This window comes from Rhodococcus sp. Ni2, from assembly GCF_021352185.1.
GTDB lineage: Bacteria > Actinomycetota > Actinomycetes > Mycobacteriales > Mycobacteriaceae > Rhodococcus_F > Rhodococcus_F qingshengii.
This window is the reverse complement of the sequence record NZ_WOXZ01000003.1, coordinates 600,179-616,919: the sequence shown is the minus strand read 5'-3', so window position 1 is coordinate 616,919 and position 16,741 is coordinate 600,179. Positions and strand designations below refer to the sequence as shown.

The following is a 16,741-nucleotide window of genomic DNA, read 5'->3' as shown; positions in this document are numbered from 1 at the left end:
GATTCGCTTACCCTCGCATTTGTGGAAACTGCCCAAATCGCCCTCATAGTTTCAGTTGTCAGCGCGTGTGTCACGCTCGGCGGCCTTGTGTGGCAGTTCATGCTCTATAGACTCTCCGGGTCTCGCTTGAAGGTCCGTTTGCGGCCGGGATTTCTCGATCACCAAAACACTATTTACCGAGGCAAAGGAAGAAGTGGGCTCCCGGCCAATCAACATCTCTTCGATGGCGGAATTAGCCAATTCGGAGTGGAACTGGCGCTAATCCAGGTCACGAACATCGGCCGCGTTGCGGTCTCAGTAGAGGACGTTTCGCTTGACCTCGGACGAATGACCTGGTGGAAACTTTGGAGACGAAGCATTGCTGGAATACCCGTTCAAGCACACGAGGGGCACGACAAGAATTCGGCACGACTGGAGCCGGGAGCCAGTGTCACCGTGATATATCCCCTTTGGGCATTGGTGAAGGGGACCAAACACGCAGCTGACCGTAGGTCCTTGACCGTTCGCGGGACCGCAACCCCAACAGGTCGCCGCGCGCGTCTATCCCCTCGCCGACATTCATGGCGAATCCCGCGCAATATGAATTCGCTCTTCCCAGACTTTCAGCTCACACCCGACGTTCGCGCCTACCGAATGCTCTGGCACATGACGTCCGAGAAAGACGGCAGGACGCCTTTCGCGAGACACTGGCACAAAATTCGAAAATCGCTGTCAGAAGGTGCCAACGAACTAGAGCTCGACAAATTACTTGAGGACCTGGCTCCTGACTCCAACGCATTCATGACCGCAGCGAATGTCAAAGCCGCCTACGACGGCGAAGATTTAGCCGAGTGGGGAATTGCACAGGTGTACTGAACAATCGGGGGCGCTATGTGGACACGGTTTGGACACATTCCGCCCTCAGTGAGCATCAAGTCGTGTCACTAGATAATTGGTACATTTGCAGGTGACGGCTCGTGCGGCTCCATCACCGCTGGACCCTAGGTGACCGATTTTTATTTCGAGTCTCACCGAGGGCACCACCTGCCGCAGCTGGCCGCACCGCAAGGTTTCGGCATTCGGCTGTACCCCAGATCGACCGCCGTTAGATTCGATCCATGAACGGTCACCGGCTGATTGCTCTGCTCGGAGCCATATCGATTCTCGCGCTGCTCACCGGGTGTCAAACAGACGGCCAATCCAATACTGCCGGCGAATCCAGCACTGCCGGCGAATCTTCCACCCAGGCCGCGCTCGATGCTGCAACACAGACCGGCACCCTTCAGGTCGGCTCTCCCGCTGTCGATGCCCCATCCACCGAGATCTCCATGCCTCCCCCGTTCCCGAACGACACGGAGGTCCCTTCACCGACTCCGCGCGTCGATGTGACCGAGATCGACGTGATCGATCACGATGGTTTCGCGCGCATCACCTATCGCTTCGACGGAAGCGGATCTGTCTTCTGGAAAACCGAGTACGTCAGTGAAGCAATCCGAGCGGGTGACAGCACAGTCGTGGACGTCGGAAGTCGATCGATACTTCAAGTCGACCTGATGGGAGTCCAATCGGATTCGTCGCTCAACTCCGTATCTCACGAGGGCGAAAACATCACGCGCATAGACAGTGCAGCCAGGAACAGTGCGATCCTGCAGTCGTTTGTCGGCACGGTCGACATCCGTCCGGCATACACCGTATCGGCATCCGATTCACCGTCCCAGTTGACGATCGACATCCCCACAGCACACAGCTGACTGTCGAATACCCAATTGCGGGCTCAGCTCAGCCATTCCAGCGCAGCGGTGCGCGACGCGGTAATTCGGTTATCGCGGGGCGGATGAATACTCCGTCGCGAAACCGAGGTCTCACAATCGATCCGAGGCGATTGCGGGGTCCGGTTCAACACGACTGTCATGATTCTCACTGCATGCCCGAACGTCCGCTGCTCGAACTGCTGCTGCCAGTGTTTGTTCCAGCAGGACTGCCACCGTCATGGGGCCGACGCCACCCGGCACCGGTGTGATCGCACCGGCATGTGGGAGCGCAGCGGCGTACTCCACATCTCCGACGTTGCCCTCGTTGTACCCCGCATCGATCACCAATGCCCCAGGCTTGATCCACGCCCCTTTGATCAGTTCCGGAACACCGACGGCCGCGATGACGACGTCTGCCGAGGCGACGTGTGCGGCCAGGTCGACGGTGCGCGAATGGCAGTATGTCACCGTTGCGCCTCGACGCAGGAGGAGCATTCCCATCGGCAATCCGAGTATCGGGCTTCGGCCGACCACGACGGCATGCTTTCCGGAGAGTTCGACGCCTGTGGCGTCGAGGAGGCGCAGGATGCCACTCGGCGTACACGATTCGAATCCCCCACCGGTCAACGCCATTGCCGCAAAAGATGCCGAAGTGACGCCATCAACGTCTTTGTCGGCCGAGATGGCATCGAACGCGGCCCGTTCGTCGATGTGGTCTGGCACCGGGTGTTGCAGCAGTATGCCGTCGATCGAAGGGTCCGCCGACAACGCTCTCAGCACGCCGACCAGTTCTTCGGTGGTTGTACTCACCGGGAGTTCGACCGTCCGCGACGTCATTCCGACGGCGACAGATCGTTTGGCCTTCATCTGTACATACGCCTTCGAGGCCGGGTCCGCTCCCACGATGACGGCGGCCAGGCATGGAACGTGCCCCGCCTCATCACGAAACTGCCTGGTGCGCACTGACAGGTCCGCGAGCGCAGCATCGGCAATTGCGCGTCCGTCGATTATTCGAGCGGGCGCGGTCTGGGTCGACAGATTCTTGGTAGAGACGTTTTCGGTAGGCCGATTCTCGGTAGACATGGATCCCCCTTCACACAAGATGTGTGAAGCACCCAGGCGGTCGATGCCTCGCGATGTGCACTCCCCGGTGGTAATCCCCACCCGCGCCAGTCGTGCGTGGTCAGCGTACCGCGCGGTTGCTTCACCGCCACGAAACGCGTCGAGAACGCCACTCACAAAACGAGACAAATCGACATAACCTATCAATAGGTAACGATCTGACCTGCAGTTATTCCATCCTGTGCAATTAGATGGCACGATGGGGGCAACCGCACGGGCACCAAGCATTGGAGGCACCGATGGACAACGGCAAGATAAACCTGACCTATGACGGTCGGGTGTCACTGAGCTTCCAACTGGCGATTCCGCACGCACCGGACAAGGTCTGGAAAGTGATAACGGAACGCGAGTACCTCGACGCCTGGTTTCCGGCGGACGTCGATTTCGATCTCACTCCCGGCGCGGATCTACTGTTCAAGGTGACACCGGAACAAGTCGAGCGTTTCGGACTGCCCGCAGATCACGTGACGCGCGGGACGGTCATCAGCGTCCACCCGCACCGAATTCTCGAATTCCTTTGGGACGCAGACACTCTTCATTGGGAACTGGCACCGGACGGCACCGGCGGCTGTTGGCTGACTCTCACCCACACGATGGAGGACGAGGAATCCGCGTACGCGCACGCCGCCGGCTGGCACGCGGGCTTGGAAGTTGTTGCGGCCCAACTCGATGGACGCGAAGTCGACTGGTCTCCGTGGGACCGCGCCGACGAACTCTCACCGCAATATCGCAAGTCTGCTTGATTCTGGGCCCGAGTTCGGTCTCGGGCCCGCATCTCATTCCCCTTTACGCGGGAAATGCCTGATCATTCCTTCTTGGACCACCGTCGCCAACAACAGACCTTCCACCGAGAAGTACCGTCCCGTTGCCAGACCGCGCGAACCTGCGGCGACCGGCGATTCGGTGGCGTACAGAACCCAGTCGGTGAACCGGAACGGGCGATGGAACCAGATCGAATGATTGACCGTCGCCGCGACGATACGATCATGACCCCAGGACAAACCATGAGTGGTCAGAATCGAATCGAGCACGGTGGTGTCGGACGAATATGCCAGCGTCGCAGCGTGAATGAGCGAATCGTCCGGCAGATCACCGTCGGGGCGCATCCACACCCGATTGTGGTTGAGTTTCTCGCCGGTGCCCTTGAGGATCCACGCCGGATCGTTGGCGTACCGCATGTCGATCGGCTTGAGCGCCGCACTGAAATGCGGCAGTTTTTCCTCGTACCCCACCAGATGATCGCCGATGGGAGGCAACGACTCCGGAAGTGGAACATCCGGGATCTCGACAGCATGGTCGAGCCCCTTGCCGGAGTCCTGGAACGCCGCGAGCATCACGAACAATTCGTTCTCACCCTGATAGGCAGTCACCTGACGGTTGGCGAACGCCCGCCCGTCGCGATGACGATCCACCCGATACTCGATGGGCGCCTTGACATCTCCGCCGCGAATGAAATGGGCATTCACCGCATGGATGGGGCGATCACCGTCGACGGTCCGCCCGGCGGCCATCAGTGCCTGAGACACCAACTGACCGCCGAACGTCCGCGAACCTACCTGTTTCGGGTGGTATCCACGGAACGCGTCTTCACCGATCTGCTCCAGATCCAACAGACCGAGGAGAGTACCGAGGTCGGTGGACGCGTTCGCGTGGGTCACTCAGTGGTCCTCTTCGCCGATACGGTGGACGTGAATGAGGTTGGTGGAACCGACAGTTCCCGGAGGGGATCCGGCAACGATGACCACGAGGTCGCCCTTGACGTACCGCCCGAGGGAGAGCAACGCACTGTCCACCTGACGCACCATCTCGTCGGTGGTGGCCACCGCATCGACCAGGAACGTCTCGGTTCCCCACGTCAGCGTCAGCTGACTGCGCACCGCGGGCAGCGGTGTGAAGGCGAGCAACGGCAGCGGCGTGTGCAGACGAGCCAGTCGACGCACCGTGTCACCGGACTGAGTGAACGCAACCAAGGCCTTGGCGTCGAGACGTTCGCCGATGTCGCGTGCTGCGTACGAGATGACACCGCGCTTGGTGCGCGGGACGTGGGTCAACGGTGGGACACGGGTCGATTCGTTCTCGACGGCCTCGACGATGCGGGCCATGGTGCGAACGGTTTCCATGACGTACTTGCCCACCGAAGTCTCGCCCGAGAGCATGACTGCGTCGGCGCCGTCGAGAACGGCGTTGGCGACATCGGATGCCTCTGCGCGAGTGGGACGTGAGTTCTCGATCATCGACTCGAGCATCTGCGTCGCGACGATGACCGGCTTCGCGTTCTCACGAGCAATCTGGATTGCGCGCTTCTGAACGAGCGGGACCTGCTCGAGCGGCAACTCGACACCGAGGTCACCGCGGGCGACCATGACGGCGTCGAACGCGAGCACGATGGCTTCGAGATTGTCGATGGCCTCGGGCTTCTCGAGCTTCGCGATGACGGGAACGCGGCGCCCGACTCGATCCATGATGGCGTGAACCAATTCGACGTCCGCCGGTGAGCGAACGAAGGAGAGTGCAATGAAGTCGACACCCAGCTTGAGAGCGAACTCGAGGTCGGCGATGTCCTTGCCCGACAGGGCTGGAACGGAGACGTTCATACCGGGCAGTGAGAGGCCCTTGTTGTTGCTGACCGGACCGCCTTCGGTGACCCGACAGACGACGTCGTTGCCGTCGATGGACGTGACGACCAGGCCGACCTTTCCGTCGTCGACCAGCAGTCGATCGCCGGCCTTGGCGTCGCGCGCCAATTCCTTGTACGTGGTCCCGACGCGATCGTGCGTTCCCTCGACGTCGTCGACGGTGATACGAACCTCTTCACCGTTGGCCCAGGTGGTCCGCTCGTCCTTGAATCGGCCGAGGCGAATCTTGGGCCCCTGAAGGTCGGCGAGAACACCGACGGCCTTTCCGGTGGCGTCCGACGCGGCGCGGACGCGAATGTAGTTTTCTTCGTGATCGGCATGCTCGCCGTGGCTGAAGTTGAGGCGCGCCACGTCCATGCCGCTCTCCACGAGCTCACGGATGCGGTCGCCAGAAGCTGTCGCAGGTCCAAGTGTGCATACAATTTTTGTCCGTCGGTTCACGGCTCGAGCCTAGTCGCTACCCCACCGCACTTCTATCCGGCATTTGCGACCTGCACTTTCTGTACTTACTCGATTCAGTTGGTCAGCTCACGAACAGCGGAAATGCCTTTGGATGAACCGGAGCCGGAAGCGCCGACTCGCCTGTGAGAAACATGTCGACGGCACGTGCGGCCGACCGTCCCTCGGCAATCGCCCACACGACCAGCGACGCCCCGCGATGCGCGTCGCCGCAGACGAATACGCCGGGTGTCCGGGTCTGCCACCCGACATCACACTTGATTCTGCCGAGTGGATCGGTGCCGACATCAAGGTCGGTGAGCAGCGGGGCGGTTTCGACGCCGTCGAAACCCAGAGCGAGCAGGACCATCTCGCACACCAGATCCGTCGTGTCGCCGGTCTCCACCAGGGTCCGTTGTCCGTCCTTCGCTCGTGACACGGCTACCGGAACCATCCGGATTGCGCGGACCGCACCCCCACCGTCGTCGAGAAATTCCTGCGCCGCCCATCGGAATCGTTTGTCACTGCCCTCCTCGTCCGCCGGCGAGGTGCGTAGGAGCCGCGGCCACAGCGGCCATGGGTCGCGATCTCGATCGCGGTGTGCCGGAGGTGGGACGTGGTAATCCAATTCCGTCACCGAGAGGGCGCCTTGGCGATGCACCGTGCCGAGGCAGTCGGCGGCCGTGTCGCCGCCACCGATGATCACGACGTTCTTACCTCGCGCCGAGATGCTCGACGCACCATCACCCTCGCATTCGTGGTTGGCCGCACGCAGGTACGTCATCGCACGATGGATTCCGCGAAGACTACGACCCGGTACGTCGGTGTCTCTGGCACGATCAGCCCCGACCGCCAGGACTACCGCCTCGAATTCCGTCGAGAGGTCGTGCGCGCTCACGTTCACTCCGACGGCGCAGTCGGTGACGAATCTGATCCCCTCGGCGGTCAGTTGGTCCAGCCGCCGGTCGATGAGGGCCTTGGGCAACTTGAATTCCGGAATTCCGTAGCGAAGGAGTCCCCCGATCCGATCGCTCCGCTCGAACACCGTGACACTGTGTCCGGCTCGTGTCAGTTGTTGAGCCGCGGCCAGTCCCGCCGGTCCCGAACCGACAACCGCAACACGGTTTCCGCTGTGAACTACCGGCGGCCGTGGTCCCAGTGAACCCGACTCCCAGGCGTTGTCGACGATCGCCTGTTCGATGCGCTTGATGGTGACACCCCCCGACGTGTGCTCGTCGTCGAGTGCGAGAACGCACGCCGTTTCGCACGGTGCGGGGCACAGATGTCCGGTGAACTCGGGGAAATTGTTGGTGGAATGCAGATTCTCCGAGGCTTCGGACCACCGTCCACGCCGAACCAGGTCGTTCCATTCCGGAATGAGATTGCCGAGCGGACACCCTATGTCGGCCGAATGGCAGTACGGCACAGCGCAGTCCATGCAACGCGAGGCCTGTGCAGATACGTCTCGATTTCGCACGACGGGATCCAGCGACTCGTATACCGACGCCCAGTCGCCGACGCGCACGTCGGTCGGTCTGGTCGGTGCGCCGGATCGTTTCACGTTGAGGAACCCGCGTGGGTCAGGCATGAGCCGGCTCCACCAGTTGGTTCTGTTCCACGACCTTCTGATAATCGACAGGCAAGACTTTGGTGAATCTCGGACTCTGTCCACCCCAGTCGTCGAGTAGTTTTGCCGCCACCGGCGAACCGGTAGCGGCCAAATGCGTGCCGAGAATGTCGACCAGCTGACGACAGTCTTCCGCCGAGGGCTGCTCCAGAACGACCATGTCGCGGTTGACCTTTTCTGCCTTCACGTCGAGTACGAAGGCAAGTCCGCCGGACATTCCCGCAGCAAGGTTCCTACCGGTTGGGCCGATGATGACGACGCGACCCCCGGTCATGTACTCGCACGCATGGTCGCCGACGCCTTCCACCACAGCGACCGCACCCGAGTTGCGCACCGCGAATCGTTCCCCGACACGCCCCCTGGCATAGAGCGCACCGCTCGTAGCGCCGTACAGCAGCGTATTGCCGGCAATCACCTGCTCCTCGGCCACGAAGGGTGCGTCCTCACTCGGCCGAAGCGCGATTCGTCCACCCGAGAGCCCCTTTCCCACGTAATCGTTTGCATCGCCGACAACGACCAGCGAGATGCCCGGTGGCAGGAACGCACCGAGTGACTGGCCTGCCGTTCCACGGAGCACGACGTCGATGGTGCCTTGAGGTAGCCCGACGGCGCCGTAGCGTCTGGTCACCTCAGCGCCCAGCCTCGTTCCCACCGCTCGATCCGTATTGTGTACTGGCAGTTCGATATGCACCGGTCGAGCGTCCTCGAGGGAGTTCGCAGCCAACTTGATCAGGGTGCGTTCGAGTTCGCTCGAAGTAGGTACATACGGTTGGAAGGCCGCGCCGGCCGGCGCCGCCGGAACGTCGAAGAGTGGTGAGAGGTCCAACGTGCGACTCTTCCAATGTGCCACCGCCGGAGACATTTCCAATACGTCTGCGTGCCCCAGAGCATCGTCGATACTTCGAAACCCCAGTTCTGCCAACAGCCGTCGTACGTCGTCGGCGATGGAGCGAAAGAAGTTCTCGACGTACTCGGGCCGGCCGGTGAATCGCTCGCGCAGTTCGGGATTCTGCGTCGCTACTCCGACAGGGCAGGTGTCGAGGTGACATACCCGCATCATGACGCACCCGGCCGCGATGAGTGGCGCCGTGGAAAACCCGTACTCCTGCGCCCCCAGCAACGCGGCGACGACGACGTCCCGCGCCGTGCGCAAACCCCCGTCACACTGGACGACGATCCGATCGCGTAACCCGTTGAGCACCAGGGTCTGCTGAGTTTCGGCCAGCCCGATCTCCCACGGCGTACCCGCGTGGTGGATGGACGAGAGTGCCGCAGCACCCGTCCCGCCGTCGTGACCGGAGATCAGCACCACGTCGGCGTGCGCTTTGGCCACACCTGCCGCAACAGTCCCGACTCCGGATGCGCTGACCAACTTCACGTGTATCCGCGCGCGATCGTTTGCGCATCTGAGGTCGTAGATCAATTGGGCGAGATCCTCGATCGAATAGATGTCGTGGTGCGGGGGCGGAGAAATGAGCCCGACCCCAGGCGTCGAGTACCGGGTTTCCGCGATCCACGGGTACACCTTGGACCCCGGAAGCTGCCCTCCTTCACCGGGCTTGGCACCTTGGGCCATCTTGATCTGAATGTCGGTGGCATTGACCAGGTAATCGCTGGTCACCCCGAAGCGCCCACTCGCGACCTGCTTGACTGCGCTTCGACGCTTGTCGTCACGCAACCGCTCCGGCGACTCTCCGCCCTCACCGGTGTTGGAACGCCCGCCGAGAGCATTCATCGCAACCGCCATCGTCTCGTGCGCCTCCGCAGAGAGGGAACCGTAGCTCATCGCACCGGTGTTGAATCGAGCGAGAATCATCTCGACGGGTTCGACCTGATCGAGCGGAATCGGCGGACGAACCTCACACCGAAATCGAAACAATCCCCGCGGTGTTCCGCCCTGCGCGCTCAGTCGATCGACTTCATCGCTGTAGCGGCGAAAGATTTCACTTCGCCCCGTCCGGGTCGCATGCTGAAGGAAGAACACGGATTCGGGTGTGAACACATGCAATTCACCATCGCGGCGATACCGGTACTGTCCGCTGTCGGTCAACTGACGATTGTCGAACTGACGATGCTGCACTGCGGACGACGAGAACGCAGCCGTGTGGCGCATCAGAACTTCGCGCGCGACTTCGGTGATACCGATCCCGCCGATCCGGCTCCGTGTGTTGCAGAAGTATTCGTCGACCAACTCTCGACCCAAGCCCACGGCCTCGAATACCTGTGCGCCCGTGTAGGAGTGAACCGTAGCGATTCCCATCTTCGACATCACTTTGAGCACGCCGAAATTTGTTGCTCTCAGGTAGTTGTCCGACGCAGTCTTCGGATCTATCCCGGGAAGTTCGTCCTGCTCGCTGAGGGCTTGGACAGATTCGAGAGCAAGATACGGGTGGACAGCCGCCGCACCGTAGCCGATCAGCAGCGCGATGTGATGAACTTCGCGCGCGTCACCCGAGTCGACGACAAGGGAAACCTTGGTCCGCAGGCCATGACGAACCAGATCGTGGTGCACGGCTGATACTGCGAGCAATGACGGAATGGGAGCCTGCTCAGGGCCTGATCCACGGTCGGAGATCACCAGAATCTCGATTCCGGCTGCGGCGGCTGTTCGGGCGGACTCACGAAGCCTCTCGACGCCTTCGGTGAGACTGCCCCTCGGATCGAAACCTGCGCGAAGGACAGCGCTTCTCGGAGTTCTTGCGCCGTATAGTTCGGCGACCTTCGCCATCTTCCCCGGTCCGATCACCGGTTTGTCGAGAACAATCCTTCGGCACGACAGCGCCGACGCTTCGAACAAGTTCTGCTCAGCGCCGAGGGTGACACCAAGCGTAGTGACGACTTCCTCGCGAATCGCGTCCAAAGGCGGGTTGGTCACCTGAGCAAAGAGCTGAATAAAGTAGTCGTACAACAGCTTCGGCCGATCCGAAAGAACGGCGAGAGGCGTGTCGACACCCATCGATCCCAACGGCTCCGATCCTGAGCTTGCCATCGGGACAAGAATGTCCCGCAGGTCCTCGGCGTGGTATCCGAAGAGCAACTGCCGTTGCAACAGCGGAGCCGGATCGCCTCGGGCAGGCGCAGTCTCGGGGATTTCCTCGAGGTCGACCAATCCCCCGTCGACCCAGTCCCGGTAGGGGGCTGTGCTCGCGAGTTCGGACTTGATCTCCGCATCGGAAACGATCCGATGGCGAGCGGTGTCCACGAGAAACATGCGTCCCGGTTCGAGGCGCCCCTTCTCCAACACCTCGGACGTGGGAGCGTCGAACACACCGCTCTCACTGGCCAACACGATACGGTCGTTCTTCATCCGCCACCATCGCCCTGGGCGAAGACCGTTGCGATCCAACACGGCCCCGACAACAATGCCGTCGCTGAACGTCACGGACGCCGGACCGTCCCACGGTTCCATCAGACAACCGTGAAATTGGTAGAAGGCCTTTATCTCGTCGGGCATCGAAGAATCGTTCTCCCAGGCTCCGGGAATCATCATCGCGATGGCGTGTTGCACACTGCGGCCCCCGAGCGTCAAAAACTCCAGTACTTCGTCGAACGACGAAGAGTCGGATCCTCCCGGGGTGCAGATCGGAAACAGGCGATCGATGTCCCCACCTAAAAGTGTGCTCCGCAGCATCGGCTCGCGAGCGCGCATCCAATTCCTGTTTCCCACAATCGTATTGATCTCGCCGTTGTGGGCGATGCAGCGATACGGCTGAGCGAGTGGCCACGACGGAAATGTGTTCGTGGAGTATCGACTGTGCACGACTGCCAACGCAGTTCGCATTCGGTCGTCGCGTAGGTCGGTGAAGTAACCGGGTAACTGCGTCGGCGTCAGCATGCCCTTGTACACGATGGTTCGGGCGGACAATGAGGGGAAATACACTGCAGTGTTGGCACAGTGAATCCGCTCGACCTGTCTCCTGAGCGCAAACACTCGTCTGTCCAAGGCAATTCCGCCCACACTACGATCTCGCGACTCGGCGCACGTCACAAAACACTGACTGACGTACGGAGCGCACTGCGCGGCAACGGTTCCGACGCAGTCTCGGTCGACCGGCACCTCTCGCCACCCGATAATCCGCAGTCCTTCTGCCGCTGCGTACCGGTGTATCCGAACTACCGCGCGCCAACGTGCTTCCTGATCCACCGGGAGAAAGCAGTTTCCGGCCGCGTAGGTGTTCTCACCCATCGCGTTGGGTGGTGGAAGCTCGAACTCGGTCACCGCGTCGAAGAACTCCGTCGGCAGCTGAATCAGAATGCCCGCGCCGTCTCCGCTGTTGGATTCGCGCCCAACTGCGCCGCGATGGGAGAGATTGCCCAGGACCGCGAGCGCATCGTCGACAATGGAATGCAGGTGGCGTCCAGAGGTGTCTGCTACCACGGCTACACCACACGAATCGGTTTCCTGATCGGGGTCGTACAGGCCCCGAGGTTCAGGTATTCGAGAAAACAGCACTCGGCGACCTCCACGCGGACATGCAGCCGACGTGCGCTAGTTTATCAGCCCATAACCGCAGGTCGCGAGAGCAAAACGGTGACCCCCTGATACGGAGGCATCAGGGGGTCACACTTGCCGAGGGTCGTTTCGATCAGCTACGCAAAGGGCGGTTGTACTGATCGCGCACACTGCCGGTCAACATCATGATTCCGTCGATGAGCGGCCAGATGCCACCGATTCCACACGTCAACCAAGTGACCGCGATCTGTGCGACAGCCATGCCGGGCTGGTTGAGATAAAAACGTCCTGCACCGAATCCGCCGAGCAGAATGCCCAGCAATCCGGCAGTCGTCTTCGACTTGTCCGAGTACGGTTCACCGGTCATCGGGTCACGTCCGTATGGTGCGGACGGGTCGACCAGGCCGTAGCCAGGCTGAGGATAACCCTGAGCTTGTGGGTACCCCTGAGGCTGACCGTAACCCGGCTGTGAGTATCCCGGCTGTGAGTATCCCGGCTGGGGGTAGCCCTGCGGCGGAGCCGCGTAGGGATTCGGAGTCTGATCTGCCGGTGCACCGTAGACGGGACCGTCCGTCGGGGTTTGGGTCGGGCTCGAGTAGTCAGGCGCCGGATAGTTCTGGGCGGCGTAACTTTCCTGCGACGTGTACGGCGCTGTCGGCTGATTCGGGGTGGAATCAGAATCGGCAGCGGGAAACGCTGTGGTCGATTCGGTTCCGGTCGGCGGCGGGTAGATGGGGTGGTTTCCCCACCCCGGACCGTTTCCGACTCCCGAATACGTGTCCCAGCCTGGACCGGTGCCGGTGGTCTCCGTCGACGGCGTCTTTTCGGTGGGTGCCGAGGTTTCCGTCAACGACGCATCCGCCGTCGCGTCGTAGTCGAACGGCGACCCGAACTGCGGTGGAACCGGCGGCTGTGATCCAGACGAGTCCCCCGACTCGGAAGGTTCCGGATTCTTGTTCAAGTTAGGCAACGTACTTTCCTTCGATTCGACGACGGTACGTAATAGCTTTTGTTATCGGACTTCGAGAAGGTTCGACCTTCTCGAGGCCAGTCCCCCACACATGTTTCCTCGGTTCGCGCTCGCGACTCATCCTCGCAATGGCCGGCGAGCACCGTCCCGCGCATTGCCCGAAAGTATCACGATGCCGTCGACGAACGCCCAGATCCAGATTCCGATCGCAAATGGAATTCCGATGAGGAACGCCGACATGAACAGCGCGAAGAACATGCCGAGCAGTTGGCACAATCCGATGCCGACACTTCCGATATAGAGGCGCCCGACTCCACAGATTCCGAAGAAGCCCAGCAAGATCTGCAACAGTCCAGCGGTGGCCTTCGACTTGTCGGAATACGGTTCCCCGGTTACCGGGTGCCGACCGTACGGGGCGTAGGGATCTCCGAACCCGTACATCGATGGAGGCGGCAATGGCTGCTGATATCCGTACGGATTGGGCGCGCCGTAGACCGGTCCCTGATCCTCGGGGAATCCCCCCTGCGAATAGGGACCTGTCACGGCTTGTCTTTCTTCGACAGCTTCACCGCGTCCGACGACTCATCCGACGCTGCCGTGGAGGCGCTTGCCTCACTGGAAGCGGATTCAGCAGCATCGGATTCAGAATCTTCAGCATCGGCCTTCGCCGAATCAGTTTCGGTAACTGGCGCCGCGACTCCTGCTTCGCCGGCAGCTACCGCAGCGACGTAGTCCTTCGACTTCAAATCAGCCGGATCCTCACGACCCTTCTTCGCCAGGAAGAAGTAGGCCAGTGCGGCGAAGAACACGATCCCCGAAGTGAATGTGTTGACGCGAATGCCGGCGATCTCATAGGCGAAATCGTCGCGCATCAGTTCGACGACGAACCGGCCCAGGCAATAGCCCGCGACGTACAGAGCAAACAGGCGTCCGTGGCCGATCTTGAATCGGCGGTCGACGAGGACCAGCAGGATCACGATCAGGACGTTCCACACAGCTTCGTAGAGGAACGTCGGGTGAACGACCCGAATGACTTCTCCGTTGGAGACACCTGCCAGTTGATCGAGCTGGCCGGAAGAGTTCACACGCTCGAAGATCTCGAGGCCCCATGGGACTGTGGTCTCGCGACCGTACAACTCCTGGTTGAAGTAGTTGCCGATACGACCGATGGCCTGCGCGAGCAAGATTCCGGGCGCAATCGCATCACCGAGCGCGGACACCGGAATGCCGCGTCGACGGCAGCCGATCCACGCACCGATGCCGCCGAGGAACACTGCTCCCCAGATTCCGAGGCCTCCCTGCCACACCTTGAGTGCGTCGAGTGGCTGACCGTTCTCGCCGAAATAGGCGGGCCAGTCGGTCAAAACGTGGTAGAGCCTGCCACCGATCAGACCGAAGGGAACGGCCCAGATCGCGATGTCGAGAACGGTCCCCTTCTCGCCGCCGCGGGCGACCCAACGACGATCTCCCCACACGATCGCGACGATGATGCCGAGGATGATGAAGAGCGCGTAGGCGCGAAGCGCCACCGGTCCGACGTACCAGACGCCTTGGGGCGGGCTGGGGATATAGGCCAGCAGGTCCACAGTTGAGGTCACGACGCCACGGTAGCCGAGCGGACGCCCTCGGCGAGTTCTTCGGTGAGCGAGCGAACCGCTCCCAGGCCGTTCTCGACCGCGGAGACCAGAGCCGAGCCGACGATGACGGCATCGGCGTATGCCGCGATTTCGGCAGCCTGTGCGCCGGAGCGAACTCCCAATCCGACGCCGACGGGAATGTCGGAATGCGCGCGGATTCGTGCGGTCAGTTCCGGAGCCATCGAAGACACGGCGTCGCGAGCGCCGGTGACACCCATCGTCGAGGCCGCGTAGATGAATCCACTACTCGCATCGAGTGTCATCGCGAGTCGTTCTTCCGTCGAGGACGGAGCGACAAGGAAGATCCGGTCGAGGTGGTGCTCCTCGGATGCTTCCATCCAGGCGCCGGCTTCTTCCGGAATGAGGTTGGGGGTGATCAGTCCGAGCCCGCCGGCGGAAGCGAGGTCTCGTGCGAACTTGTCGACGCCGTACTGCAGTACCGGGTTCCAGTAGGTCATCACGACGGCCTTGCCGCCGACCGAACTGATCTGCTCGATCACGGTGAAGATGTCGCGAAGGCGAACGCCGTTGGTGAGTGCGGTTTCGGCTGCACGCTGGATGGTCGGACCGTCCATGACCGGATCGGAATACGCGACACCGACTTCGATGATGTCGCAGCCGCCGTCGACCATCGCCTTGAACACGTCGATCGATTCGGGAACGGTCGGATAACCGGCAGGCAGGTAACCGACGAGGGCGGCACGCTTGTCAGCCTTGCACGCGGCAAAGGTGGGTGCGAGGCGTGATGGTCGTTCGCTCACTTGTCCGAGCCTTCCGTGTTGTCGTTCTCGTCTGCTGCATCATCCGGAGCGGCTGCCTGACCTGAGGCGCCGTCGAAAAGACCGAACCAGCTTGCGGCGGTGTCCATGTCCTTGTCACCGCGACCGGAGAGATTGACGACGATGATCGCGCCCTCACCGAGTTCTTTGCCCAGTCGGAGTGCGCCGGCGACGGCGTGGGCCGATTCGATGGCCGGGATGATGCCCTCGCGGCGTGAGAGCAGCAGCAGCGCATCCATGGCTTCACTGTCGGTGACGGGTTCGTAGGTCGCGCGCCCGATATCGCTCAGGTAAGCGTGCTCGGGTCCGACGCCCGGGTAGTCCAGACCAGCAGAGATCGAGTGCGATTCGATGGTCTGACCGTCTTCGTCCTGGAGCAGGTACGAGTAGGCACCCTGGAATGCGCCAGGGGTACCGCCGGCGAACGTTGCTGCATGCCTTCCGGTTTCGACACCGTCGCCGGCTGCTTCGTAGCCAACCAGCCGTACCGACAGATCGTCGATGAACGGGTGGAAGATTCCGATTGCGTTGGAGCCGCCTCCGACGCAGGCTGTGACTGCATCGGGCAGGCGGCCGGTCAGTGCCTGAACCTGGACGCGTGTTTCGAGGCCGACCACTCGCTGGAAGTCCCGAACGATGGTGGGGAACGGGTGCGGGCCTGCCGCGGTACCGAAGCAGTAATAGGTGTTGTCCGCGTGGGAAACCCAGTCGCGCAAGGCTTCGTTGATCGCGTCCTTGAGCGTGCGCGAACCGGTCTCGACCGAGACGACCTCCGCGCCGAGAAGTCGCATGCGCGCGACGTTGAGTGCTTGCCGTTCGGTGTCGACAGCACCCATGTAGATGACGCACTCGAGACCGAGCAGTGCACAGGCGGTGGCCGATGCCACACCGTGCTGGCCCGCTCCGGTCTCGGCGATGATGCGGGTCTTGCCCATACGCTTTGCCAGCAGAACCTGACCGAGAACGTTGTTGATCTTGTGAGAACCGGTGTGGTTCAGATCTTCACGCTTGAGAAGGATGCGCGCACCGCCGGCGAACTCGCTCATTCGCGTTGCCTCGAAAATCGGCGACGGGCGCCCGGTGTAATCGCGCTGCAAGCGGTCAAGTTCGTTCAAGAACGTGTCGTCCGCTCGAGCCTTTTCGTACTCCGCGGTGACTTCGTCGATAACCGCCATGAGGGCTTCCGGCACATGCCGTCCGCCGTAGACGCCGAAATGGCCTCCGGCGTCGGGATCGTGGGAGCGCTCGGTGAGTCCCGCGCTGGCCGGCGGCAGATTGCCGCCCTTGAATATTGCACCGGAGCCTGGTTCCTGAGTACGTGAAGTCACCCCACCAGTCTGCCCCAACGG

Annotated in this window: 13 protein-coding genes; 3 read left to right on the top strand and 10 right to left on the bottom strand. The window is 61.7% G+C overall.

Annotated elements, in window-relative coordinates; translation table 11 throughout:
• The first annotated feature begins 645 nt into the window (after window positions 1-645).
• Window positions 646-855 carry a hypothetical protein gene (locus GN300_RS29225; RefSeq protein ID WP_156511741.1) on the top strand — a complete coding sequence of 70 codons (210 nt, stop codon included), beginning with the start codon at window positions 646-648 and terminating at the stop codon, window positions 853-855.
• A gap of 242 nt (window positions 856-1,097) precedes the next feature.
• On the top strand, window positions 1,098-1,730 hold the full coding sequence (locus tag GN300_RS29220) for a hypothetical protein (protein ID WP_063316091.1): 633 nt from the start codon (window positions 1,098-1,100) through the stop codon (window positions 1,728-1,730).
• A gap of 111 nt (window positions 1,731-1,841) precedes the next feature.
• On the opposite strand, the gene GN300_RS29215 is transcribed toward GN300_RS29220, so the two are convergent.
• Window positions 1,842-2,813, bottom strand: coding sequence for a bifunctional 5,10-methylenetetrahydrofolate dehydrogenase/5,10-methenyltetrahydrofolate cyclohydrolase (locus GN300_RS29215; protein ID WP_063316270.1), 972 nt, complete (start codon window positions 2,811-2,813; stop codon window positions 1,842-1,844).
• A gap of 278 nt (window positions 2,814-3,091) precedes the next feature.
• Between GN300_RS29215 and GN300_RS29210 the strand changes: the two genes are divergently transcribed.
• Complete coding sequence (locus tag GN300_RS29210) at window positions 3,092-3,595, top strand: SRPBCC domain-containing protein (protein WP_042923025.1); 504 nt, start codon at window positions 3,092-3,094, stop codon at window positions 3,593-3,595.
• A gap of 33 nt (window positions 3,596-3,628) precedes the next feature.
• On the opposite strand, the gene GN300_RS29205 is transcribed toward GN300_RS29210, so the two are convergent.
• From GN300_RS29205 to trpB, 9 genes are all read right to left on the bottom strand, one after another.
• The gene (locus GN300_RS29205) at window positions 3,629-4,510 is read right to left on the bottom strand and encodes an acyl-CoA thioesterase II (RefSeq protein WP_003944096.1); all 882 of its coding nucleotides are present in this window, start codon (window positions 4,508-4,510) and stop codon (window positions 3,629-3,631) included.
• On the bottom strand, window positions 4,511-5,929 hold the full coding sequence (gene pyk, locus GN300_RS29200; RefSeq protein WP_003944038.1) for a pyruvate kinase: 1,419 nt from the start codon (window positions 5,927-5,929) through the stop codon (window positions 4,511-4,513).
• Between the two features lie 82 nt (window positions 5,930-6,011).
• Window positions 6,012-7,514: a glutamate synthase subunit beta gene (locus GN300_RS29195; protein WP_063316092.1), complete on the bottom strand. Its 1,503-nt coding sequence runs from the start codon at window positions 7,512-7,514 to the stop codon at window positions 6,012-6,014.
• Window positions 7,507-12,006, bottom strand: a complete 4,500-nt coding sequence (gene gltB, locus GN300_RS29190; protein WP_063316093.1) for a glutamate synthase large subunit — start codon at window positions 12,004-12,006, stop codon at window positions 7,507-7,509. Before gltB ends, GN300_RS29195 begins: the two co-directional genes overlap by 8 nt.
• A gap of 133 nt (window positions 12,007-12,139) precedes the next feature.
• Window positions 12,140-12,967, bottom strand: coding sequence for a TM2 domain-containing protein (locus GN300_RS29185; protein WP_058037526.1), 828 nt, complete (start codon window positions 12,965-12,967; stop codon window positions 12,140-12,142).
• Between the two features lie 126 nt (window positions 12,968-13,093).
• Window positions 13,094-13,519, bottom strand: a complete 426-nt coding sequence (locus GN300_RS29180) for a TM2 domain-containing protein (RefSeq protein ID WP_030536756.1) — start codon at window positions 13,517-13,519, stop codon at window positions 13,094-13,096.
• The gene (lgt, locus tag GN300_RS29175; RefSeq protein WP_172403549.1) at window positions 13,516-14,574 is read right to left on the bottom strand and encodes a prolipoprotein diacylglyceryl transferase; all 1,059 of its coding nucleotides are present in this window, start codon (window positions 14,572-14,574) and stop codon (window positions 13,516-13,518) included. Before lgt ends, GN300_RS29180 begins: the two co-directional genes overlap by 4 nt.
• Window positions 14,571-15,374, bottom strand: coding sequence for a tryptophan synthase subunit alpha (trpA, locus tag GN300_RS29170; protein WP_003944010.1), 804 nt, complete (start codon window positions 15,372-15,374; stop codon window positions 14,571-14,573). Before trpA ends, lgt begins: the two co-directional genes overlap by 4 nt.
• Complete coding sequence (gene trpB / locus GN300_RS29165) at window positions 15,371-16,720, bottom strand: tryptophan synthase subunit beta (protein ID WP_007728699.1); 1,350 nt, start codon at window positions 16,718-16,720, stop codon at window positions 15,371-15,373. Before trpB ends, trpA begins: the two co-directional genes overlap by 4 nt.
• Window positions 16,721-16,741 lie beyond the last annotated feature (21 nt).

What these genes read in the sequence shown, in the direction of transcription:
- GN300_RS29215 (WP_063316270.1), bottom strand. Translation starts at nt 2,813, where the DNA reads ATGTCTACCGAGAATCGGCCTACCGAAAACGTCTCTACCAAGAATCTG.
- GN300_RS29225 (WP_156511741.1), top strand. Translation starts at nt 646, where the DNA reads ATGACGTCCGAGAAAGACGGCAGGACGCCTTTCGCGAGACACTGGCAC.
- GN300_RS29195 (WP_063316092.1), bottom strand. Translation starts at nt 7,514, where the DNA reads ATGCCTGACCCACGCGGGTTCCTCAACGTGAAACGATCCGGCGCACCG.
- GN300_RS29220 (WP_063316091.1), top strand. Translation starts at nt 1,098, where the DNA reads ATGAACGGTCACCGGCTGATTGCTCTGCTCGGAGCCATATCGATTCTC.
- GN300_RS29210 (WP_042923025.1), top strand. Translation starts at nt 3,092, where the DNA reads ATGGACAACGGCAAGATAAACCTGACCTATGACGGTCGGGTGTCACTG.